General features: G+C 32.9%; 17 protein-coding genes, 1 pseudogene and 1 riboswitch. Of the genes and pseudogenes, 4 read left to right on the top strand and 14 right to left on the bottom strand.

Annotated elements, in window-relative coordinates; translation table 11 throughout:
• Positions 1 to 9: 9 nt before the first annotated feature.
• Complete coding sequence (locus JCM14209_RS00840) at positions 10 to 546, bottom strand: NUDIX hydrolase (RefSeq protein WP_025021755.1); 537 nt, start codon at positions 544 to 546, stop codon at positions 10 to 12.
• A gap of 179 nt (positions 547 to 725) precedes the next feature.
• Entirely contained in the window at positions 726 to 866 is a 141-nt protein-coding gene (locus JCM14209_RS10170; RefSeq protein ID WP_164476340.1) for a hypothetical protein, read from the bottom strand.
• A gap of 152 nt (positions 867 to 1,018) precedes the next feature.
• Positions 1,019 to 1,063, top strand: a riboswitch (PreQ1 riboswitch).
• A gap of 19 nt (positions 1,064 to 1,082) precedes the next feature.
• On the opposite strand from JCM14209_RS10170, the gene JCM14209_RS00830 reads away from it, so the two are divergent.
• From JCM14209_RS00830 to JCM14209_RS00820, 3 genes are all read left to right on the top strand, one after another.
• Positions 1,083 to 2,060, top strand: a complete 978-nt coding sequence (locus JCM14209_RS00830) for a nucleoside hydrolase (RefSeq protein WP_025021754.1) — start codon at positions 1,083 to 1,085, stop codon at positions 2,058 to 2,060.
• Between the two features lie 21 nt (positions 2,061 to 2,081).
• Positions 2,082 to 2,642: an ECF transporter S component gene (locus JCM14209_RS00825; protein WP_025021753.1), complete on the top strand. Its 561-nt coding sequence runs from the start codon at positions 2,082 to 2,084 to the stop codon at positions 2,640 to 2,642.
• 86 nt (positions 2,643 to 2,728) lie between these two features.
• Positions 2,729 to 2,980 (top strand): DUF5976 family putative bacteriocin, encoded by a 252-nt coding sequence (locus JCM14209_RS00820; protein WP_025021752.1) that lies wholly within the window; start codon positions 2,729 to 2,731, stop codon positions 2,978 to 2,980.
• A gap of 85 nt (positions 2,981 to 3,065) precedes the next feature.
• Here JCM14209_RS00820 and JCM14209_RS10560 read toward each other — a convergent pair.
• From JCM14209_RS10560 to JCM14209_RS00805, 3 genes and pseudogenes are all read right to left on the bottom strand, one after another.
• Positions 3,066 to 3,727 (bottom strand): annotated as a pseudogene (locus JCM14209_RS10560) (class A sortase).
• Positions 3,728 to 3,785: 58 nt separating this feature from the next.
• Complete coding sequence (gene addA, locus JCM14209_RS00810) at positions 3,786 to 7,523, bottom strand: helicase-exonuclease AddAB subunit AddA (protein ID WP_025021751.1); 3,738 nt, start codon at positions 7,521 to 7,523, stop codon at positions 3,786 to 3,788.
• On the bottom strand, positions 7,513 to 11,079 hold the full coding sequence (locus JCM14209_RS00805; protein WP_025021750.1) for a PD-(D/E)XK nuclease family protein: 3,567 nt from the start codon (positions 11,077 to 11,079) through the stop codon (positions 7,513 to 7,515). Before JCM14209_RS00805 ends, addA begins: the two co-directional genes overlap by 11 nt.
• A gap of 325 nt (positions 11,080 to 11,404) precedes the next feature.
• On the opposite strand from JCM14209_RS00805, the gene JCM14209_RS00800 reads away from it, so the two are divergent.
• A complete protein-coding gene (locus JCM14209_RS00800) occupies positions 11,405 to 11,773 on the top strand; it encodes a hypothetical protein (protein ID WP_025021749.1) in 369 nt (122 codons plus the stop codon).
• Between the two features lie 40 nt (positions 11,774 to 11,813).
• Here JCM14209_RS00800 and JCM14209_RS00795 read toward each other — a convergent pair whose 3' ends face one another.
• The 9 genes from JCM14209_RS00795 to asp1 form a co-directional block, all read right to left on the bottom strand.
• On the bottom strand, positions 11,814 to 12,440 hold the full coding sequence (locus tag JCM14209_RS00795; RefSeq protein WP_025021748.1) for a TetR/AcrR family transcriptional regulator: 627 nt from the start codon (positions 12,438 to 12,440) through the stop codon (positions 11,814 to 11,816).
• A 297-nt stretch (positions 12,441 to 12,737) separates the two neighbouring features.
• Positions 12,738 to 14,066: an accessory Sec system glycosylation chaperone GtfB gene (gene gtfB, locus JCM14209_RS00790; RefSeq protein ID WP_025021747.1), complete on the bottom strand. Its 1,329-nt coding sequence runs from the start codon at positions 14,064 to 14,066 to the stop codon at positions 12,738 to 12,740.
• Complete coding sequence (gene gtfA, locus JCM14209_RS00785) at positions 14,059 to 15,573, bottom strand: accessory Sec system glycosyltransferase GtfA (protein WP_025021746.1); 1,515 nt, start codon at positions 15,571 to 15,573, stop codon at positions 14,059 to 14,061. The genes gtfB and gtfA overlap by 8 nt, the downstream gene beginning before the upstream one ends.
• Positions 15,574 to 15,619: 46 nt before the next feature.
• A complete protein-coding gene (gene secY2, locus JCM14209_RS00780; protein ID WP_025021745.1) occupies positions 15,620 to 16,843 on the bottom strand; it encodes an accessory Sec system protein translocase subunit SecY2 in 1,224 nt (407 codons plus the stop codon).
• 17 nt (positions 16,844 to 16,860) lie between these two features.
• Positions 16,861 to 17,040, bottom strand: a complete 180-nt coding sequence (locus JCM14209_RS00775) for a hypothetical protein (protein WP_025021744.1) — start codon at positions 17,038 to 17,040, stop codon at positions 16,861 to 16,863.
• 17 nt (positions 17,041 to 17,057) lie between these two features.
• A complete protein-coding gene (gene secA2 / locus JCM14209_RS00770; RefSeq protein ID WP_035519693.1) occupies positions 17,058 to 19,418 on the bottom strand; it encodes an accessory Sec system translocase SecA2 in 2,361 nt (786 codons plus the stop codon).
• 10 nt (positions 19,419 to 19,428) lie between these two features.
• Positions 19,429 to 20,331, bottom strand: coding sequence for an accessory Sec system protein Asp3 (gene asp3 / locus JCM14209_RS00765; RefSeq protein WP_025021742.1), 903 nt, complete (start codon positions 20,329 to 20,331; stop codon positions 19,429 to 19,431).
• Entirely contained in the window at positions 20,324 to 21,910 is a 1,587-nt protein-coding gene (asp2, locus tag JCM14209_RS00760; protein WP_025021741.1) for an accessory Sec system protein Asp2, read from the bottom strand. The genes asp3 and asp2 overlap by 8 nt, the downstream gene beginning before the upstream one ends.
• Before the next feature lie 3 nt (positions 21,911 to 21,913).
• Entirely contained in the window at positions 21,914 to 23,491 is a 1,578-nt protein-coding gene (asp1, locus tag JCM14209_RS00755; protein WP_025021740.1) for an accessory Sec system protein Asp1, read from the bottom strand.
• Positions 23,492 to 23,576 lie beyond the last annotated feature (85 nt).

Genomic DNA, 23,576 nt, shown 5'->3' with positions numbered 1-23,576 from the left:
TCGTTCCTCTTATTTTTCTTTTTTATTCAAGTTCAATTGATATTGCGCTAATATTTCAGCCGTTAATCCCCAGATTCCGTTTTCTTGATATTCAAGATAGCGCGTGGTAAAACTGGGAGCATATTTTTGGATTTGTTGTTTCAAATCATCGTTTAATCCATCCAAATCTTTTTGATTGCGATAATTTAAAATTTTGATGTCAGCTTTTTTTAAATTAGCAATCGGTAACGTAAAGATTTTTGCAATCTCATTTTTGTCATAGGACAAATCAAAATATTTCTCCTGGGTCGAAAAGTGAAATCCATAAATCTCGTACTTTGGATGCGAGAAATTTTGTTTTAATTCCTCGATAAAATTTAACTGTGCTTTTTTTAGGCCTAATTCTTCTTCAATCTCACGATATATCGCATTTAAAGGCGATTCTTGTGCTTCAATTTTTCCTCCGGGAAAACTAACTTCTCCTCCTTGAGAAATTTGAGCAGACCTTTTCGTTAGGATAATCGCATCGTCACTTTCAATAATTGCAATTGCGGCTTGTTTTTTCATCTTGCACCTCATCATAAAATTAAAGCTGGAAAAGTCGCCGTACTAAGATTATCTTCTAATCTTCAATTAGTGTACTAAACTTATCCAGCAAAAAAAATCCACATGTTTCCTTGGAAGTTCAACATGTGGAATATATCATCATTTAATTGTGAGATATCTAAATCCAAGGAAATCATTAATTACTTGCTTTCCTTGTCAGCTTCTTCGCGGCTCTTTAAGAAAGAAACAACTGATTGGTGTTGTGCGCGACGCTTCTTAACATTCTTTGAGTTAACAGGACGACGATCGTTTGCTACGCCGATGTGTGTATTTTGTGACATGCGATTTCCCTCCTTTGCGAATTTCATACTTAAATATTTTATCGTAATTTCCCAAATTTTTCAAGTTTTCTTTTGAGATTTTACTACGACTTTAAAAACAATATATTTTCCGCTATACTTAAGTCTATGTTCATTCAAATCGTTATTACAATAACGGACTGGTTCTTAAACTTCCCAGAATAAAAAACTAAGAATCTCTCAAGGAGGTAGGAAATAATGAACGAGAAAACTAAAGTTATCATTGACTGTGACCCTGGCATTGATGATAGTTTAGCAATTCTTTTAGCGCTAAACTCTCCTGAACTCGATGTCATTGGTATTACGACAGTTAGTGGTAATGTCCCTTCTGATTTAGGCGCTAAAAATGCCCTTAAAATCTTGCAACACGCTAATCGCTTAGATATTCCAGTTTATCAAGGAGCTAGCTTACCACTTAAACGTGATTATGTGAGCGCCCAAGATACTCATGGAGATGATGGCTTGGGTGACTCACATCTGCCTGAAGTGACTGATGTAAAAATTCATCAAAACGCTCCTGAATTTATCAGTCAAGCATTATCTGAAAATCCAGGGCTAATGATCATCGCAATCGGTCCGATGACAAATATCGCATTATCAATGCAAGCTAACCCTAAAAATTGGGAAAATTGTGGCCGCTTCATTTCAATGGGTGGTAATTTCAAGAGCTTTGGGAATTGTTCACCAGTAGCTGAATATAACTACTGGTGTGATCCTGATGCGAGTGCATTTGTCTATGAAAATTCTCCCATTAAGATTGAAATGATTGGTCTTGATGTTACGCGTAAGATTGTTTTTACGCCTAATATTCTTGAATTTATTCGGCAAAACAATCCCAAAGAGGCTGAATTTTTCGCTAAAATCACCCGCTTTTATTTCGATTTTCATTGGGAATACGAAAAAGTTATCGGTTGTGTGATTAATGATCCCCTCGCTGTTGCATACAGCATTTTTCCTGAATTATGTCACGGATTTGACAGTTATACTGCCGTTGAAACTAAAGGGCTTAGTATCGGTCAAACATTAGTTGATGAAAAGAATTTCTGGAAAAAAGATGTTAATTCACACATTTTAACAAAAGTCGATAGCTTAGAATTCATGAAAATCTTTTTAAATCGGACTTGCAATATCGATATGAGCTTGCTTGAGCAAGTCTTACCACAAATTACAAAATAAAATCAGAAGGAACTATTAAAAATGAAAAAAATCAATACTAAAGTAATCGCAATTCTTGCGCTTTGTTTAGCGCTTAACGTTTTAGGAAGTAAAATCGCTTTACTTTTAAAACTTCCAATTTATCTTGATACTATCGGAACTTTATTTGCTAGCGCAACTACCGGTCCAATTGGCGGCTTGATTGTTGGAGGCTTGACTTCTATTTTAGCTGGATTAGCCGGCGACGTATTTTCATATTACTTTATGCCAGTTCAGCTTATTGTCGCTCTTGCAGCTGGGATTGCTTACAAAAAAGTTGCTCCCGATAACTTCAAGAATATTTGGTGGTTAGCTTTTGTGATTTCAATTTTTGGAACTATCGTAAGTACAACAATTACTATTATTCTTTTCCACGGAATCACAAGTTCTGGTTCTTCAATTATCGTTCAACTTTTATATGGAGCTGGACTTCCAAAAGTATGGGCCGTATTTATCGTCCAAATCTTAACCGATTACCTTGATCGTTTAGTTGGTGTTTACGTAGTTGCCCTTGCTTATCATGCATTAAAGAATCGTTTAAATCTTAATAAAGTACAATACTAATTATTACTTTTAATTAAAAAATATAAGCGTATAATATAAGTAAAATAAAGTGATTATAAGATGATTATTGTTAGGGGTGACGTCTCATGATTAAAAGATTTTGGACTTTTATGTTGAATGGCGGATTCATTAGAGGAAATAAAAGATATATAGTTTTTCCGCCTTACATTGCTGTAGTACTTACACTTACTTTTTGGCTCTTGAATCAACCCATTTCTTTGCTTAATTATCTAAAAGAACCTAAAACTCTTATTTTTATTGTAATTTGTCTTGTATTTGGTGGACCATTCATTTACTTTTTAGATAAGGTTTTTGGTAAAATTACTAATAACAAATAAAATTTTTTATACAAAAAAAACCGTTAAGTAGCTTGTTTAACACTCTACTTAACGGTTCTTTTAGATAGTCTATTTTAACTAATTTTTATTTAAAAATACTATCTTGATTTGCAGTATACTTTTGCACTTTAGTTAATTCACCTTGGACAATCACGCGGTTTACTTCGCCTTCTGTTCCTGAAGCACAAGTTACTAAAGTTACTAATTTTTGCCCGGGAACATCATCTACCCATTTAACTTCATGTTCATCAACAACTACTTTTCTAGTTACTTTATAAACATACACATTTTTTTCATCAGTTAAATAAATATCTTTGCCAACTTTTACCTTACTTAAAGGTCCAAATAAAATATTTGGATCTTCCATATGGTGACCAGCAATGGCGTAGTTATTTTCACCACCCATTGTTTGATTACTCTTCATGGTACCGGCACCACGCATAAGATTATTGTTATCTAACCCGTAAAAAATTGGTAATTTCAATCCGATACTTGGAATTGCAATTTTTCCAATTGCGCCTGTATTATCTTGCGTTGCGCTGCTACGCCTTTAATATCTACAGCTTTTACGCTTTGGAAATCAAAATTGCCTTTACTCTTTTTCTTTGAAACCGGCTGACTAATAGCTGATTGGCTCATATTATGAACCACATATGATTTAATTTGTTCATTAAAAATTAATGCCAAACCAACCACTAAAAGTACTACTACTAGTACCCATCTTAAAATTGGTAATAATTTTTTCATTTTTCTTCTTCCTTTGAAAATTAACATATATTACTTTTATTTTACCATATATTTTACTTTAAACTTCAATTGAACGACCTAAATCAAGTGAATATATAATTTTCTTAATAACTTTCTTATTTAAAATATCTTCTAGCGCCATCGCATATAAGTTTAATTGACCCCGATAATTTTCAAGTAATTTTTCTTCACTCGTGAAGTTATCAGTCTTGTAGTCAAATAAGATAATGCCATCTTCTTGTTTAAGGTATCCATCAATAATCCCGTGGACAAGAACAGGTTCTTGGGTGTCATTTTTAATATCTTTAAACAATGATCCGACTGGCATAATCATTGAAAACGGTTCTTCTCGATGGACTTTAGCGTTCGATTCTAAAAGTAAATTCCCTAAATCACTTTCATAAAACTCTAAAATCTTATTTAAATCAACTTTTCCAGCCACCTCAGGCGTTATTAATTGATTTTCAACCATGGTCATCAATAATTCATTTAATTCTTCTAATGATAACTTTTTGTCTAATGGTATTTTTTGTAATAATAAGTGCGTTGCTACCCCAATTTCAGCCGGCGTTACTAGCGTTTCTTTTGCCATAAAGTTGGGCATCCCGAATTCTTTTTGCACATACCGATTGATCCCTTGAGGATTTTTTTCATCCATTGTTAATTCAAGACTTTGCATTGATAACACATCAGGATCATCAAAAAGTCGCTTCAAATCCGATACTGCTTGGTAAGCAGTTGTTTTAGTCAAACCAAGATCCCCGTAATTATCAGCTAAGACGGTATCTATCATTTTCTTCGCTTGCGTTGAGACTATTTCAGTCACAAAGTTTTTTTGTTGTGATAACCATTCTTGCGCATTATCACTAGCTTCTTCTTGGAAATTTCCTAGTTGTTGGTTGTTGTAAAAACTAATTGAACATTTAAAAGGTAATTCTTTAATATATTTAGGTTCATTCGTACTCAAATCAACGCCTAAGTCCGCACTTACTTTACTACTTCGGATTAAACACATCCCAATCCAATCCATAAAATTCTTGGTAACTGCTCTAACTCCAGAATTTAACACCAAATCAGTACTGCTTGCCGCTTTACGCCACTTCGTAATAGCCTCGTCCTTATCCTTATAAGCCCCAACTAAATACAGTTGTTGTTCTGCTCGGGTTAAAGCTACATATAAAAGGCGCATTTGTTCTGCGGCTTGCTTTTTACTTTCATTTTCTAGTGATAACACCCGCATCAAAGTATCAGATTTGATTCTACTTTCCATATCCATGTATGAAATTCCGATTCCATTTTTAGCACTTAAAATATATGGCTTTCTTAATGCATCCTGATTAAATTGATGTGTTGCATCTAACAAGAAGACAACGGGAAATTCAAGCCCTTTACTACCGTGAATCGTCATTACCGTAACTGCATTATCAAGCGCTTGGCTTGGCGCTTCACCTAAATCCTTATCCTTAGCTTGCATTTTATTAATAAAGCGCACAAATTGAAAAAGCCCTTTAAAACTTGAATTTTCATATTCGGCTGCCCGATCATATAAAGCATGCAAGTTAGCTTGGCGTTGCGCTCCTCCAGGCATTGCTCCAACATAATCAAGAAAACCTGTTTCATTATAAATTTTCCAAATTAAACTCGCCAATTCATTTTGGTGGGCCATTTCCCTAAACATTTCTAATTGGTCGAGGAAACGTGAAATTTTGTAATATAATTTTTGTTCAAAATCAGTTGTATCACTTTTTACGGTATAAGCATGATAAAAGTTGAGTACCGCTTGATAATAATCAGCTTGCTTGTCATTAATTCTAAGATAAGCCAATTCATTTTCTTTTAAACCAACAATCGGTGACCGCAAAACCGCAACCAACGGAATATCTTGATAAGGATTATCAATAATTTGTAGTAATGACATCATGATTTTCAATTCAGTTGTTTGAAAATAATTTTGTGAATCTTGAACGTATAAAGGTACCCCCATCTTTTTAAAAGTATCCGTCAAGATTAAATTGTGATTTCTCGTTGGCGCTAAAATAGCAATATCACTGTATTTTACCGGACGTACTTCTTGGGTTTGCCGGTCATAAATCGGCTCTTTTTGTTCAACCATGGTTTTGATTTTTTTAGCCGTTAAGACAACTTGCCCTTGTGCCTTACCATCAATTGAAAAATCATCATTTACCGGTTCATTGGCATCATCATTTTCTAAGCTTTCTTGTTCACTTTCATAAATCAACAATTCGGCTTTGGGCTCCATTTTAGGATAATACTTGGCCCCAAAAACTAAGCGCGCATCCTTGTCATATGCCATTTCACCAACTTTTTTATCCATTAATTGCGCAAAAATCATATTCGTAAATAATGTAACGTTTTCCATTGAACGGAAATTCTCTGCTAGGATAATTCTTTGATCATCATTATCTGCTTTAGCAAAACGTTCATATTTTTCTAAAAATAATCTTGGCTCTGCAAGCCGGAACCCATAGATGGATTGCTTTACATCGCCCACCATAAACATATTTCCTGGATTCTTTTGCGCAATCGTTGTTAAAATGGTTTCTTGAAGTTGGTTTGTATCTTGGTACTCATCGACCATAATTTCTTTAAACTGAGCCTGTAATCCTTGGCGTACCCGCATTCCATCTTCAGTTTGACTGTTTAAGATTTCCAAAGTTAAATGTTCTAAATCATTGAAATCCAATACATGCCGCCTTCTTTTTTCTTTTGCAAAACGGCGACTGAATTGCGCAACGACTTCTCCCAATTTTTCCACTAGATGCAAAGCTTTTTTCGTTGTTTCGAGTACTTCTTTTTCATCGGCAATAAAATATTGTATGGCAAAATTTTGAATTCGTTTTGCAGTTTCATCCCGAAATCCCTTTTTGATTTCATCTCTAACTTTCTTTTCACTTGGCTCTAAGCCCCGCACTGCTTTGGCTCTTTTGAATTTAAAATTCATTAAGCTTGCACGAATTTCATCCCATTCATTACTTCCAGTTAAGAAGTCAATTAAATCTTCAAGTTGCTCCAAATCTTCTTTGAAAGTTTCATACAATACTTCAAAGCCGGATTCTGCAGCTGCATCCATTCCTTGCGTAAGATTATCATGGCATAATTCCAGCATTTCAATTACATTGGGTTTGATTTTCTTTTGATAAAAATCACTTTCACCTAACTTATTATCGCCCAACCGATATTCATCCGCTAAATGCTCAAGCCATTGAGTTGGATTAGGATTAGCACTAGCAAATTGGAATGTTTTCATTACTAAATCCGTGAAGCCATCATCACTGCGATCAGTTGAAAAATTCATGACCAACTCTTCGAAAATCGAATCGTTTTTACCATACCATTCTTCTCTTAAATCATCCCAAACACTTTCTTTTAAAAGCATCGCTTCAGTTTCATCGGTTAACATTCGAAAGATTGGATCGAGATTAATCACATAGTAATAGCGTTTAAGTAATTGCAAGCAAAAGGCGTGGAGGGTTGAAATATTTGCAACATTTAACTTTGAAAGTTGTGTTAAATAACGTCTTTTTTCATCTTCACTCGTCGTATCAGCAATTTCTTTTCTTAAAGCAACTTGAATTCGTTCTTTCATTTCTTTAGCGGCAGCTTCTGTAAAGGTTACAACTAAAAGTTCATCAATCCCAATTCCCGCTTTAATCTTGTTGATAACTCTTTGAACTAAGACACGAGTTTTTCCTGAACCTGCAGATGCGGCCACTAAAATATTATGACCTTCATCATCAATTGCTTGTTGCTGTGCAGGGGTAAAATTAAATGCCATCAATTTGTCCTCCTTTTTGTTCTTTTGCAATTAAATCCATAATTTCTTGATTTGTATGTTTAGAAATACGGTGATATCGATTTCCTAATAATTCATCAAATTGCATGATTGCTTTATATGGAGAATATTGCAACGCCGTTCTTTTATCAGGCCACATGACCGGATTCATTGCGACATCTCCTTGATAAATTAACTTCGCCGCGTCCGTAATTAACTTTTTATTGTGCTGCATTAATAACCGCAAATCATCAAACGTTATAATATCGCCGCTATAAGATCCATCTTTTTTTCTACGAATAGGATAAATACTTGAAAATGCACTGCCGTCCAGTGTGAGATCAAGATTATCCAAAAGCTCAGTTTCATTCAAAATCAAGCCTTGATACTTATACTCTTTTAACATCGCATCATCAATATCTTTATTGATAATATCTTTTTTCTTAAGGACCGGATTCTTCAAATGCATATACACTGCACCTGCCGGCTTAGGTTCACTTACTAGACTTTGTTCATCTAATAATAAATCAGCATTTTCCATCAAGGCATTCAAGTAAGTTAACATTTGCATGGCTAAACCATAATATGCGTCTTGATAGTCAAAGTTATGTCTACTTGATTTATAATCGACGATTCCGAGATATGTTTGATTATCAATAATCATTTGATCAATCCGGTCAATTTTTCCACGGACATTAACTTTATGAATTTGATCAATTGGGTAACTTAAGGCCTTTAATCCTTTATCTGCACCGACATGGCCAAATAAGACTTCAGTTCCTAAAGTTTGCATTTTAGTTCTTTTGCCTTTATTTCTAAGGCCCCAACCGATTTGGTGAACGGTTTGTTTTAATTGTTTCAATAAAAATTCCATTCGATTAGAGCTATGCAAAATTTGGAATTGTGGTTCTAACGAAATTGTATCTAAAATTCCGGCCATATAACGATTGAACAATTCTTTGTCTAAATCCGCAATTTTAACATTGTCCGCTTTTAATTGCTTCATCAACATATCTAAAGCAGTATGGAAAAACTCACCTGTATTAGCAGCTGATAATTCAAAGACATCGCGTTCATTTAACTTTAAGCCATACTTTAAGAAATATTCATAATGGTTAGCAAAGAAATCTTCAAATTTTGAAATTGAAGTTGAAAGCGTCTTTCCGTATAGCTGTTCCACATAATCTACTTTAAGTTGTTCTGGTTGATTACTGTAAGAAATCCCCGACATTAACAATGCAGTTAAATCACGATAATTGCCGTCTTCACGTAGCCTTTGATAAATATATCCCCAATATGGTGGTAAAATTTCGCCTTCATCTTTAGCGACACGCGCAACTTTAATCAAATTACTTAAAGTTGTTCGTTTATTGGCGACATAATCGACTAATTTTTGTTCAAGTAAGTTTGGTGAACTGTTTACTTCATGCACTTTTAACTTAAAGTGTTTAATAATTCGTTCTAAATAAGGTGAGATTCTCAAGCCCTCTTCACTTGCACCGGCCGTTGGATACATTAAATATAATTGTTCTATAGGAGTCATGAACGCCAAATAATTTAAATAAGGTTCTTGAGCCATCATATTTTCTGCCGTATCCATTAAATATTGCTCGTCATTTAGTTGCGGAATAATTTCTTTGCGATCATTATCATTTAACAAGGATTCTTTTTGGATGCGATCGGGCATCACCATATCCGTTGACCCAAACATAAACGTTATTTTACGGTCGTTACTTTGGACCATCCCCGATTCTGAAACAATTACTTGATCAATATATGACGGCACTTGACTATAACTTGCCCCTTCAAATCCGGTTCCTAAAAGATTTATGAAATCATCTTCATCAAATTCCGTATCTCCAAGAGTTTGGACATATTCATCCATTAAAACGCAAAAAAGATTCCAAACTTGTTCTGGTTTATCGGCATTGATAGTATCACCAATTTCAAGCGCTTGGTTACGCCATTGCGTTAATTGTTCGGCAACCCCATTTTCAAGTAAAAATTCCATTAAATATTGGGCCGCTTGCATTCCATTTTCCGCACTATCTAAACGTTTGAAAAATGGTGGCAAAATTTCTTTAATAAAATGCCGTAAAATATTAACTTCTTTTGTTCGTTGATCTTCTTGATCAGTTCGCGTTCCAAAATCCGTCATCCCCATGCGATAATATACCCAATCTTTTTTTCGAATCCAAGAACTACCTTCGTAGCCGAATTTTAAAACCAGATTTTCTGTTAAATCAAGATATTCTCTAAATTTTGGCTTTATCATGTATTCCCCATTAATTTTAGGGATTAATAGTTCTGTTTTTAACAACCGCATCATATCTTGGTAACGATAGTGTCTTTTTTTGACCGCAAATAAAGCATTTAATAACTCTACTAGCGGATGATTAGTCATTGTTTTTTGTAAATCCAAGAAAAGGGGAATTTCAAATTCTTCAAATACCGGTTCCAAAATATTTTTATACTTATCTAAATGCCGGGTTAATAACAAGAAATCTGAATAATGGTACCCTTTAAGGGTTACTGCTTGTTTAATGCGGGCTGCAATTGTGCGCACTTCTGTCATTCTCGTATCAGCTTTAATAACTTTAATATCGTTAATTGAGCGCGTATTAGGAGTAATTTTGCCTAAATCAGTTGATTCTTGCCAATACTTAGCTAAATCACGAAGATCTGGCGATTGAATTCTATTTTCACTGGCATATTGATCGATAACAACGGGAATATTATTCTTTCTTGCTTGTTGATATAACTGATAATATAGGCGTTCAGAACGTGAAAAAAGCGTTTGCGCATCGCTTAAGTCTTCTTTAGCAGTTACCTTGTGATCCAAAACTAAACCTACACGGACTTCTTTTGCCCGCTTTAAAAGCACTGATAAGACTTGTTGTTCTTGAGAAGTAAATTGCGAGAAACTTTCAATCAAAAAGTAACTATTCGATAAATCCTCTGCCTGCAAATACTGGGCTAATTCCGGCAAAATATCCGTATTCTTCAAGTATTTTCCTTGTGTTTTTTGTATAAAGTCATGATAAATAATTTGTAAATCATGAAGCTTAGCACTTACTTCTTGCGATTTTTTTGTTTGATTCAAGGTATCTTCTAAATTTTTTAAATCTTCTTGTGAAATACATGCCGTCTGTAATTCAATTAATTGACTTACTAATTGGCTAATAAACCCTGGTTGAGTCTCTTCACCTTTAAAAATCGTCAATTCATCGCTGTGATCTTTTAATAAGCGATATACCAACATGTTTAATCCTGCCGCTGAAATTCTTGGAGTTTGGTAAATTGCCGTATCTTTCATAAAATACCAAGCTAACCGTGTAAATGAAAAAATTTGCACATTATTAGCGGCATAAAGTCCTTTTTCTTCTCCTTGCTTTCTTAAATAATCAAGTAACGTAATTTCTGTACCAAATTTAATATGATTAGGAACAAGATAAAAGAATTTTCCTTGCGGATTTTCTTGCTTCCATTTTTCTAGTTGTTGCATCAATGTTAAACGGTGATTTTTAGTCGCATCTCCTAAGACAAATCCTAAACTCATTATTTCGTTCCTTTCTTATTAATTTCAGTTTTCATTTTAACATATATCTTCATTCATATATCTTCATTTTAATTGCTTGATAAAAAAGAAAGAAGTTGAAAAATACGTTCAGATTAATGAATACCAAATTGTTGATTTCATTAACAATACATTACTTTTCAACTTCTCAAGAGAGATATATAATAAATTAGTGTTATTATAACATGTAATTTATTTATATTTCATCTCTTTTTTTATCAAATTTATTAAATTTTAATTTAAAAGTTATTATAAATTACACCGTACAATAAATTTTCATTAAATTCATGATTTCGGAGGTCATTTTATGCAAAATAAGCAACGTTTTATTCAACCTAAAAATGTTAAAGAAGCTATGAATATTATTCAAAATCTCTTTAATTCATATCGTCATTATCCCCTTTCAAGCGAGTTAATTACTTATCATACTCAACTAACCAAGCGTTTACAGACAGATATTTATGTTGAAGCAATTAAAGAAAATAATCCAACACAACTTAAAATGCTTGAAAATATGGTTTCAGCAATGAATACTTGGTTGCAAATTCGGGCATCCAATAAACCCTTTAATGGAAAAATGAAAAACTTTAAGCTCACTAGTGGAAACACACCTAAATTTAAAACTAGAAATCACAAAATCAAGGGAAATCATAATTACCACGCTTCTCGCCACTAAAAAAGAAGTTAGCAAAACTAACTTCTTTTTTTAGCTATATTTAATTGTTGTTGTTGTTGATATCTAAATCTAAATCAATTTTCTTAGTAAATTGGAATGGTGAGAAAATTTGAACCTTACCTAAAATATCCGCAAATTCTGTTGGTGATTCTGGTTCATCTTTTCCTAACCAAATCGCGAAAGTATTCATAATAACAGCTGAATAAAGCGAACGTGCATAATCAGCAGGAATAACATTCCCAAATGTACTATGCATGATTTCAAATCGTCTTACAACTTCATCATCCATAATTTGTTGTAAACTTGCAGTAAATTTTGAATCTCCATTTTTGGAAAATAATGCTCGTAAAATTTTACGGTTTTCATTGCTATACTTAATTAAGTTATAAAATGCTTCTTGTGCAAAGATATACATCATTTCAGAACTTGGACGTCCTTCCATTGCTAATAATGCTTCACTATCTTTTTCTGCAGCTTGCTTAATTCCTAAAAGTAATTCTCTTTCGATACTATCTAAGAAATCATACTTATCTGAATAGTGCATGTAAAAAGTACGACGACTTGTACCTGATGCTTCAGATAACTCATTAATTGTAATTTGATTGAAAGGTGTTTCTTGAATTAATTTAACAAGACCTTCTACTAATCTTACTTTTGCTTTTTTCATATATATTCTCCCCAATTCATTAAGTTTCTGCGGATAAACTCAATAAATATCCATCCTTTACACAGTGCACAATTATTGCATGTTTTTTCTCTTCAAACACTCTAATTACACAGTTTCCTATATTAACACAAAATATAATACCATATTTATAGGCAACTTTCTATATCTCCGCCTTTAAATTTTTAATTATTCACAATATTTCTCCTCATAAATTCACACTGCGTTTCTAGAATAATAGAATATTTGTGAATTTATTATAAAAAAAAGATGAAATAGCAAAACTATTTCATCTTTTAGTTAGCCTACAATTTTTTGGTAACGTTCGCTCGTTTCATCCCCCGCAAATACGCGTTGGTATCCGATATATTCTTCCATCTTATCTACATCATCAAGGGCTTCTTTAATTTTTCCAATCATCATATCCACTTGATCTTCAGCATAAGTGTTTTCTGGAGCAATGAACTTCTTATCATGTTGCATGGTATCAAAACCAAGAATTAACATGTTATTTTCAAAGGCTCCTCGAATTGCATCCAAGATTTCGTTTGCGCGGTTAATATCTAGATAAATGTCAGAATTTTCAACAAGTCTTCTTGTATCCTTAGTTTCAATATTTGGATATAAAGAAACGTTTTTATAACGCCCAAAGTTCATTAACTTATCTGACATTTCTGTAATCGCCCCAATATTAAATTGGACCTCTGGTAAGGCTTCGACAATTTCTTTTAAGTGAACAATTTGGTCAGAATTTGTTAAAATTAAGGCTTCTTTTCTCATATTATTCATTCTTGGGTGAATGTAAATATTTCCAAGATATTCAAGCATATTTAACTTATCTTTAGGCCATAAAACTTTAGCATTTGCATAGGCTACCTTGCTTTGCATGACAATCTTTCCAGTATTACTGCGATTTTCGTTAAGAATTATATTCATATTTCCTGGAATGTTGCCATTAATTGGTTCTTGCCAAAATAAAACATTTCCATTCTTTTCTTTTTGGTTTAATTTTAAAGTAATAAAGAATGGTGTAGATAATGAATTATAGAAAATTCGATCGAGGTTGTATCCACGCTCATAAATATAATTAATTGTAAAATCTTGTAAATTAGAAAAGTTCTTAATCTTTGTTCCTTCATATAAAGTAATATCACCTGTGACAAAGTTTTCAATAATTTTTTCTTTGCCTTCAATATCAAAATAAGTCTTAATTACGCTTTTGCCATCTGCATTTACGATAGTTTCAGCAAATTTACGGCCATAATCATTATAATGGTCAATACTTCTGATTCTGCCTTTAAGATCAAGCCACTTAACGTTTTTTACAATTCGGCGATGCTTTGGTGCAAAATACTCTACATCAGCAGTTTTTCTATCTTCATCATAAATTTCTGCTGAGCGATTATTCCCTTTAATTTCACTGTAATGGGGCACAACAATCTCGTTAAAATAACGACCGCGCTTACGTCCTTTATCTTTACCTAAATAATAACTAAAGGGTGATTCAATGTCATCACGCGTAGTTCCATCATATTCTAATAAAACAGTCGGATTCTTATATCCAGCAGTATTTAACGAATTAAGTAAATCGTAGGTTTCAATATCTAATTTTTGGAAAATATTAATCAACTTTTAGTTCCTCCAGTAATGTTCGCCATTTATTTTCAATTTCGCTTGTAAGATATCCTTTACCAATTTCAAATGATTTCTTTTTCATTTGATTGAGGTTGCTTTCATTGAATAACTTCACAATCGCATCAGCCATTGAGTCAATTGTCTTACTTAAATCTTGACTCCGCTTATATGGAAGTAAGAAGCCATTTTCTTTATCTGAAATAAATGTTTGGTTTCCATAAGGAACATCTAATCCAATCATTGGTAATCCTGATCCAATTGCTTCCATCAATGTTAAACCAAAACCTTCACTCGTTGAAGCGGCAATATATGCTGAATAATGACGGTATACATTCGTTAAATCTTGATGTCCTTTAAGTTGAATATAATCTTGTGCATTATTATCATTAATAATTTTTTCAATTGTTTTTCTTGTTGAACCTGAACCATAAATATCAAATGTTAATTCAGGAACTTGCTTTTTAGCCTTAACAACGGCTTCAGCAATCCAATCAATGTGCTTTTCACTTGCTAAACGTGAAGCAGTTATTAAGCTATATGGCTTTCTCTTCTTACTATCACGTAACTTATCCAAACTTCCAACAGGGATTGTTACTACCTTTGGAACATAACCATTGTAGTGCTTAAATTGCTTTTCTAAAGTACGTTTTTGTGCGTCTGTAGCGCAAATGAAGAAGTCAACATCGCGCCCGTTTACGAATTGATATTCATAATAGTTATTCCATAAAATATAATCATCGTCTGTTGAACCTTCACTATAATGTTCAGCATGAACAACAATTCCTAGCTTAGCAGGTTTAACGTGCTTGAAAAATGTTCCACCACCATCAGTTGAACGGTCTAAAATTAAAGCATCTGTTTCTTTAAGCTTGAGAGATTCTAAGAAATAAGCTAAAAACTCTGCACGGCTATAAAGAATTTTATCAGGGAAACGATACATTGGTTCGTTATCTCCATCTACAATTTCTTCATAAGCAACAGATCCATCTTCATTATAAAAACGGCGTAAGTAAACGTAAGCTTTGTTATCACGTGGAGTATAATATTCAGTTAAATATTTCGCATATGAATAATAATCTTTTTTAATTAATAATCCATGTGATACGAACTCAGCACGATCAACGATATTTTTCTTGTTTTTATTCATATAACATGTGATAAAACTATCTTCATTTGGGAAGCGTAAACGGACAATATTACCGTCTTTTTCTACAGTATATTCTCGCTTGTCAGCATCTACACTTGCTTTTAGCATATCTAATGTATATGAAGATGGTGCAATTTTCATATCAGTAAAATGTTGATATAACCAAATTATCTCTTCATCTTTAAATCCAATGTTGCTTGTTAAACTTTGAATATTTTCATTTAAAATTAATTCAGTAAAAATAAATTTTGCTGGTTGTTTGATTGCACGTAAAACTTCTGCACGATATGCTTGAGCATATTCAACACCACTTGATGCCCAACCAATTCCAATATTTACATTATAAACAGTCACTTTTTTTCCCCTTTTATATACTCTTTTCTAATAATATTAATACAATTTATAGTAATTCACCATAACGTTTTTTAATTGTAATAATATTTATATAATCATCAATCTGTAAAACCATTGTTGTCATCATTAAAAGCGTTCCGGGTAATAGGAAAATTTGAGAATACTTCGGATAAATAATCCCCAAATACACTGGTAACCCTGCAATAATTACTGTATATATCGCACCTATAATTCCTAAAACACTAATATAATGAGTTAAAAACTTTTGTGTTTGCTTTCCTGGACGACGATCATAAAGATAATCCCCGGATTCGCGTAAATCTTTAATATTTTTTGATGGCGAAATATTAATAAAACTAAACGCATACGCTAACACAAATAAGATTACAATATATACGGTGATTCCAAATGGCTTGGTTAACCCCATATTTTCAACTAACCATTGCGTTGTCGTGCTATGGTATCTTGATTGATTCAATAAACTAAATCCAAATGTTGGAAGAATATTTAATGATAAAGCAAACATAATTGCCATCATCCCCCCTGGATTCAATTTAATTGGAAAATATGTTCGTTCCTTTAAAGAACTTTCTAACATCAAACGTGTTAATGGTATTCTAAATTCGGAACGATCAAACTTAACCGACATATAAATTACGATTAACCCTATTAGGATCATCATAAGTATTATCAACCAAAAATTTCGCTTATTTTCATTTAAAAACATATTAATTTGGCTAGAAGCATTAGTTAGCATATTAATTACAACTAACATTACTGAAGCCCCGATTCCTTTTTCGGTATTCATACTTCCTAACCAAACTAAGTAAAATGCTCCTGCTATCATAATAATTAGTACGACTAATTTATGATATAAATCATCACTAACTAATTTAAAACCAACAATCAGTCCTACCCCTTGTAACAAGGCTACGGCTAGTGTAAGCAAGTGTTGATAAAACTGACTTCTTTTTTGTGGAATCTTATCTAATTTAAATGCTTTTATACTACTTAATAATTGCCAAACAATTAAACTAGACATCCAAGGTCCTAACCCTAAACTAAATAATGTCATCTTAGCATAATTAGCCCCAGTTGAATTTCCAACAAATAATAGTGAATGATTTTCACTAAGTTTTTCTAGCATTTTTTGATCAATAAAAGGAAGATAAATATGATTTCCTATACTAAATACCGTTAATATTAGCATAGTATATAAGGTTCTTCGTAAAATAATATTCGAACTTAGCTTATATCTGATATTTTTCATTTTAAATAATCCTTCCACTAATTCATGATCACATTCAGAGTTTGTATAATCATCCCTAAAACAATTACCATCATTACAATTACTAAGACGATTTTCCCATAATCTCTTGGATCTTTTTTCTTGCGGTATTCATGTTTCGCTTCTTGTAAACGATTTTCAATACTTTGAGCTAGTAAGTCTTTATTTTCTTTTGTCATTCATCTCACTTCCTTAATTAGGCAAAGTATATTTCAACCTTACCTTTTTTCCAACTTACATCACTTTGTAATAAATATTTGATTGCTGATTTTTTGATATTTACGCGCATTCGATCAAATGATTTTTTAGCTTCTTTATGATATTCATAAGTTGGTTTCCATTGCGCTTGGGCACGGCTTATTACTGCTTGTTTTAGTTGTTGTAAAACATCAACTTCTTCAACCCATTGCGTATCAATTGCCTTTAGGATTGCAACCCTAATAAAATCTTGCATTTGATGTTTGTTTACGAGAATTTCTTGTTTGCGTGTTAGCTCTTTAGAAGCAATTTCCAATAATATTTTTTTAATGTTCTTATTGGTTAATTCAAAATTATTTGGTAACCCTTCATAATTGTAATTAAAATTATCTAAAATATAGCGTAATACGTCGTTTTTATCCGTAAACTTATGGGTTGCCAAGTGATTATCAATTCCTTCTTCGATAATCTTCATCGCATCAATATCTTCTTTAGCATAAATTAATTTATCCCGTTGCGCATATAAGATATCACGTTGAATTTTAATACTTTCATCATATTCAACCGTTTGTTGGCGAGCCTGTTGCTCGCTACTTTCGTTATAACTTTGCGCCATTTTTACTAAAGATTTAATATAAGGATTTTTAATTTCTCTTGGATTACGTAAATCCCCTTTATCAGCATGATTACGATGGTAACGGTGCAGTGTTTCAATTCCACGGCGAATAATTAATTTATCTTCCAATGATAAATAGAATTGACTAAAACCAGGATCTCCTTGACGCCCAGCTCTTCCTCGAATTTGCATATCAATTCTTCGGTTTGGCATTAATTCAACCCCAATAACCGCAAGACCACCAAGTTCAGCGACCCCTTTTCCTAACTTGATATCAGTACCACGGCCCGCTAAAGTGGTTGCCACAGTGACCGCATTTTTTTGCCCTGCTTCTTTAATAATCGCAGCTTCTTTAACGGTACTGTACGCATTTAAGACATTATGGGCAATCCCTTGTTGTAATAATAGTTCAGAATAAATTTCTGAAACTTCAACCGAACCAGTAACAATTAGTACCGGTTGTCCTTTTTCATGAAGTTTCAAAATATGTTGTAAAGAAGCGCCAAGTTTTTCAGCTAATGAAGTATAAATTTTGTTGGGATAATCCTTACGAATAACCGGTTTATTTGTTGGAATTTGAACAACTTTTAAATGATAAGACTCAATCATTTCGTCTTCTACCGTTTTAGCTGTCCCCGTCATTCCACTAAGCTTCTCAAATTTAGCAAATAAACTTTGATAAGTAATCGTTGCCATTGAACGCGTATTATCGGAAAGTTCGACATGTTCTTTTTGTTCAACCGCTTGATGTTGTCCTGCCTGTAATTTCATTCCGGCTAAGACCCGACCATTATTATCATCTAACAAATTAATTTCATCATTTTGCACTACATAATCACGATTTTTTTCGTATGTTTTATGTGCTCTTAAAGCTAGATTTAAATGGCGTAATAATTCATCATGCTTATTATCAAAAATATTTTCGATTCTAAAGAATTTTTCAGCAAAATCCCAGCCTTCATCAGTTATCCAGGCTTTATTTTCTTCTTCATCATATTCATAATGCTGGTCTTTTTTTAGCATTGTAATAAACTGATCTGACATTGCATATAAATTGGACTTAACCCGTGGTGCCCCTGAGATAATCAATGGCGTTTGCGCAATATCCAAGAGCACTTCATCAGCTTCATCGACAATTGCATAATAAAAATCACGCATATATTTTTTATCTTTACTATCAGCAAGATTATCAATTAAATAATCAAAGCCAAGCCCACCATTAGTTGTATAAATGATATCAGAACCATAAATTACCCGTTTTTCTTCAGGTTTATATTGGGGTTCTTTTCCTTTACTTTCATCATAAGCATTGACTCCAATTGTTAGCCCCATCCAACGATAAACCTTTCCCATCTCGGTAGCATCTCGATAAGCAAGGTAATTATTAGTCGTGACTAACATTGCCCCTTTTTTAGTTAATCCGTTTAAATACAATGGTAAGGTTGCTGTTAAAGTTTTTCCTTCGCCGGTTTTCATTTCTGCAATGTATCCCCGATGCAAGGCAATTCCACCTAACACTTGGACATCATACGGAAAAAGTCCTAAAACACGCTTATCAGCTTCTCGAATTGCCGCAAAGGCTTCAGGTAACAAGCTATCTAGCTTTTCTCCTTTGTTAAGGCGCTTTCGAAATTCTTGCGTTTTATTTTTTAAATCACTATCACTCAACTTTGCGTATTCATCTTTTAAAGCGTTAATTGCTTTTAAATCTTTTTTTAGATGGCGCAGTTCTAAGTTGTTCATTGAAATTTTTTTAATCTTCCTCACCTACTTTCAAAAAAGGTAGTTCCTGTAAAACATCTTGATAATCAAAATAATCTGCCATCATTGCTAAATCAACATCAATTTGATTATCAGGTGCATATTCAAAAACATTTACAAGATTATTTGCTTTTTCATGCGCAACATACCCCTTTACCTTGGGGAACTTTTGGGCATAAGCTTTAACTGCTTTGTTGGAAATTTTTCCAATCCCAATTAAGTTCACTTGGTCAAATTTCTTAAGATAGTCATTGATTAAATTTTGAATCTCATGATATTCAAAATTTTCCTTTGTTCTTCTAAAGGTACTAATTGTGACTACGTTACCAACTTGTTTAAATCTTTTTTGCCACTTCGTACTTAAGTAAGCAACTTCATTATATTGCGGTTCTAAGAAGATAAAATTTAAATTTGTTGCTTCATCAACCAAATTTTCAATGACATCATAACCATCATTTTCTAACAAATTATCTTTATCATCTGTTATTTGCATCCAGTTAAAACTAAATTTTTTACAACCACCATTAATCATTTCAATACTATATGTTTCGGCAGTTTTAGGATAGACAAAATCACCTTTTATCCCCCGAATAACTTTAGTGGAAATTTCTTCATTAAAACCATCATAAAAATTAATTTTAAACATGATTCCTAAGAAATCATCGACCTGCATATTTGCTTTTAAGTAATATTTTTTTCCAACTTGAAGTGTTGGTAAGGCTGGCGGATGAGGATCAGCTTGGAAATTTTTTTTCATCTTCCAACTTGTAAAGGCAATTCCTGGTGACATTAGAGGGTTTTCAAAATCTATTTGTGAATTTTCTTTTTTAGTAAGCTGACTTCCAAATAAAAAATCAGAGTCTTTAATATCTTTCCATTGAATGATACTATTCATCTTTATCCCCCCTATTAAAGTCATTTTCATTAATATAATTAAATTGCTTCAAAAACCAAGGGATCAATTCTTGACTACCATCTGTATGTAATCCATGCGCCCCTTTTCCGATAATAAGTGCACCTTTTTGGTTAAGGACTTCTAACATTTGATTGTATGTTTCGTTATCATAATCGTCTTCAAACATATGGCCAAAAATAAACTTAGTATCACTATAATCAGCGGCTTTAAAAGCATTCCAAAAATGCTGATTAATATGTTCCAGCAATTTTTCACTTAAACCACCTTCGTTTAATTTAACCACATCGAAAATTGTATTAAAATTATTCGGACGATCAATGTGTCCATTTCGGGCGATATTACCTAAATTTACAATCGGCTTAACCCCTAAAACAGCATGCGGCAAAATCTTAGAACTGTAATAAAGCGAACCAAAAGTTCCCATTGAAAAACCAGCCATATTGATTTGTTTATTTGTAAATCCAAGATAATCTTTAGCGTTATTGATTACCTCAAGCAATTTAGATTCGTATTCTTCATCACCTAAATAAAATCCGCCCCCTTCAAACCTTGGATCAGCGATTAACATGAATGGAGTTCCCATTTTTTTCATCATGAAAAATCCTTCGAAACCTTCCAATGAACGATATCCAGAAAAATAAATATTTAAAGGTGGTTTCATATCGCCAGGATTGAAGTAGTAGAAAAATTCTTCTCGTTTTTTGGTAGCATATCTTTGCCCCCCAATAATCATGTTGCCAAAGCCAAATCTACTCCAACGAAAATGAAGATGGCCCACTTTAATTTTTCCTTTTCCTTTGACCTCTATTCCGACATTTGAAAAAGTATTATCGCCAAATTTTTCAAGTAAAACTGGAACTTGCATTTGTTCTTCAGTAAAGATATGAATGTTTTTATTATAATCAATGGACCCCATTTCGGATGCTCTTGCCACCATCCGAACTTCTACGCTTTCGTCTTTGATATATTCTAACCATAGTTCAATCGTTTTCCCTGGATCGGAATAAATTGAAGAATTCCAGACGGCAATTGTTGTAAATTCATCAGGAGAATCGACTACAACTTCTGCATATCTTGTTCCTTCATACTTAACATTATCAGTCGTAAAAGTTGCTTTGGTAGGCTCAAAACTAGCTCCTGATTGCTTTGGGAAAAAGCCACGCCGCACTGAATCAACCGCCAATTGCGGATTGGATAAATCCTTTGGCCAAGCTAAGCGTTTCTTCAAAAAACTTTCTATTTCATTGTTTAATCCACCGGTTAATTTTGGATCATATATTAAAGTATAATAATCGGCATACTTTTCTAGATACCTAAGATCTTTTATTCCGGTTACGTCTTGTAAAATGACTGCATCAAATCCTGAAAATTTACGTGGTGGAAATTTTTTAGCTTTTTTAGCCGCTTTAATTGCTAAATTGCTCTTTTCAATTCTTTCATTAAAAGTTTTATCTAATTCGTTTGGTTTACAAAACTCCCAATCGATTTCAGGATTAATTTCAAATTGTTCTTGCCAATTTTGTAATCCAATTTGTAAAATACTAACTTTCTTTTTCATATCTTAATTCTCACCCACCAACTCTTTGAATTGTGCAATAATGCTTTCACTTGAATATTTTGAAATTTCATTAACTGCATACATCATAGCTTGGTTCCAGTTATTCAAACCTTCTAGATAATAATCTAAAGCATCATATAACTCATCATACGAGTTTATTTGAATCCCATTCTTTTTATTTTGAACATAAATATTAGCACTTGCATTAATTTGAGGTATCCCCGCACTAATCGCTGCAATCGTGAGATATGTATCAGGAATCGCGTTTAAGTCGATAATTAAACGGGTCGTATCTAACTCATTAATTAAATCCCTTTGTGAGCTAATCTTAAAGACATTAATTGCACGTTTTTCAATAACTGTCATATTCCCATCGGCGATATCTTCATTGAATTCAATGTTGGCTTCTTTTTGTTCGTTCATCCGAAAGACTAGTTCTTCTTCGTCGCCATATTCTTCAATTAGCGCTGGCACCAGTCTGTTCAAGCGTTCATCAACACTACCATCACTAGCGTTATATGTTCCTAACGTTAATTCAATTCCACGATTTTCCATCATTTTTTTAATAATCCGTTTTAATGCCATCGATAATTCTTCATCACTTAAACCGTCAATATTTAAATAAACCTTCATCATTCTGATTTGTTGACTGTGACCCAATCTTAATCTTGAATCGAATGGTGGAATAAATTTAACAACAACATGGTTAAGCATTTCTTCTAAAGCTGCCTTTTTTTCACTCGTATCCACCACAACAAAAGCCGCTTGGTTTAAGGTTTCGATATTTTCTGATGTTAATGAATCAATAGCTTGGCGATTGCCGAAAAATGAATAGACTCTCTTTGCTTCACTTGAAACCCGTGTCATAATATCAAAATTATTTTGATGAGCTCCAATCACAAGAACATCATCACTTGATAAAGTCGTTAATTTTTCAGTTAATTTTTCTTCTATCAACTCATCGATATTTTCGTAAATTAACTTTTGAAACTTATTTTCAAACAGCGGATTAACATGAATTTGATGACTTTCTTGATTTTCTTTAATTACCCATTTTCCTTTTAGATTTAAATACTTAATTTCAAAGGTACTATGATCATAGTAATTTGAAAGAAAGCCGCGCATATCAAAGACATATTCTTTTATTAAGACTTCATTTTCATCGTATATTTCAAGTTTACTTATTCGTCCCAAGCTATCATATTCCATGATTGCATATTTCTTGTTACCACGCATAACATACGTTCTAAATGAATTATGATAAAAGCTAACATCTTTGGGCCATTTTAAATTACGGTAATCAATTGGAGTGCGTTCAAAATCATTAGGGATTTCTTGAATCACATCAAAAATACTTGTTTGTTTTACCTGATTTAAAGCTTCTGTTAGTTTTAATTTTTGTAAATTGGGATTAAAATTTAAAGTTATCACTTCAAATTCTTCTTTTTCTTTGCTAAACATTTGAATTTGGCTAATTGTATCGTCAAATTCAACTTCTTGTCTATTTCTATACCATGGTGTAATGTCGCCGCTAAAACGCCGTGTGTCACTCTCATACCATGCTGGGATAAAGTAAAACATTTTGCACCTTCCTTTTTTTAATTTCTTACATATAACATTTTTCGTTTCTTATACAATTTTAACATTTTTATTATTGATTAATTAT

Origin of the sequence: Ligilactobacillus hayakitensis DSM 18933 = JCM 14209 (assembly GCF_000615845.1) — a bacterium.
GTDB classification, from domain to species: domain Bacteria; phylum Bacillota; class Bacilli; order Lactobacillales; family Lactobacillaceae; genus Ligilactobacillus; species Ligilactobacillus hayakitensis.
The sequence above is the reverse complement of the archived record's forward strand: the minus strand, read 5'-3'. Positions and strand labels throughout refer to the sequence as shown.

Coding starts and splice junctions, on each gene's coding strand:
- JCM14209_RS00840 (WP_025021755.1), bottom strand. CDS start 546: ATGAAAAAACAAGCCGCAATTGCAATTATTGAAAGTGACGATGCGATT.
- JCM14209_RS10170 (WP_164476340.1), bottom strand. CDS start 866: ATGTCACAAAATACACACATCGGCGTAGCAAACGATCGTCGTCCTGTT.
- JCM14209_RS00830 (WP_025021754.1), top strand. CDS start 1,083: ATGAACGAGAAAACTAAAGTTATCATTGACTGTGACCCTGGCATTGAT.
- JCM14209_RS00825 (WP_025021753.1), top strand. CDS start 2,082: ATGAAAAAAATCAATACTAAAGTAATCGCAATTCTTGCGCTTTGTTTA.
- JCM14209_RS00820 (WP_025021752.1), top strand. CDS start 2,729: ATGATTAAAAGATTTTGGACTTTTATGTTGAATGGCGGATTCATTAGA.
- addA (WP_025021751.1), bottom strand. CDS start 7,523: ATGGCATTTAATTTTACCCCTGCACAGCAACAAGCAATTGATGATGAA.
- JCM14209_RS00805 (WP_025021750.1), bottom strand. CDS start 11,079: ATGAGTTTAGGATTTGTCTTAGGAGATGCGACTAAAAATCACCGTTTA.
- JCM14209_RS00800 (WP_025021749.1), top strand. CDS start 11,405: ATGCAAAATAAGCAACGTTTTATTCAACCTAAAAATGTTAAAGAAGCT.
- JCM14209_RS00795 (WP_025021748.1), bottom strand. CDS start 12,440: ATGAAAAAAGCAAAAGTAAGATTAGTAGAAGGTCTTGTTAAATTAATT.
- secY2 (WP_025021745.1), bottom strand. CDS start 16,843: ATGAAAAATATCAGATATAAGCTAAGTTCGAATATTATTTTACGAAGA.
- JCM14209_RS00775 (WP_025021744.1), bottom strand. CDS start 17,040: ATGACAAAAGAAAATAAAGACTTACTAGCTCAAAGTATTGAAAATCGT.
- secA2 (WP_035519693.1), bottom strand. CDS start 19,418: ATGAACAACTTAGAACTGCGCCATCTAAAAAAAGATTTAAAAGCAATT.
- asp3 (WP_025021742.1), bottom strand. CDS start 20,331: ATGAATAGTATCATTCAATGGAAAGATATTAAAGACTCTGATTTTTTA.
- asp2 (WP_025021741.1), bottom strand. CDS start 21,910: ATGAAAAAGAAAGTTAGTATTTTACAAATTGGATTACAAAATTGGCAA.
- asp1 (WP_025021740.1), bottom strand. CDS start 23,491: ATGTTTTACTTTATCCCAGCATGGTATGAGAGTGACACACGGCGTTTT.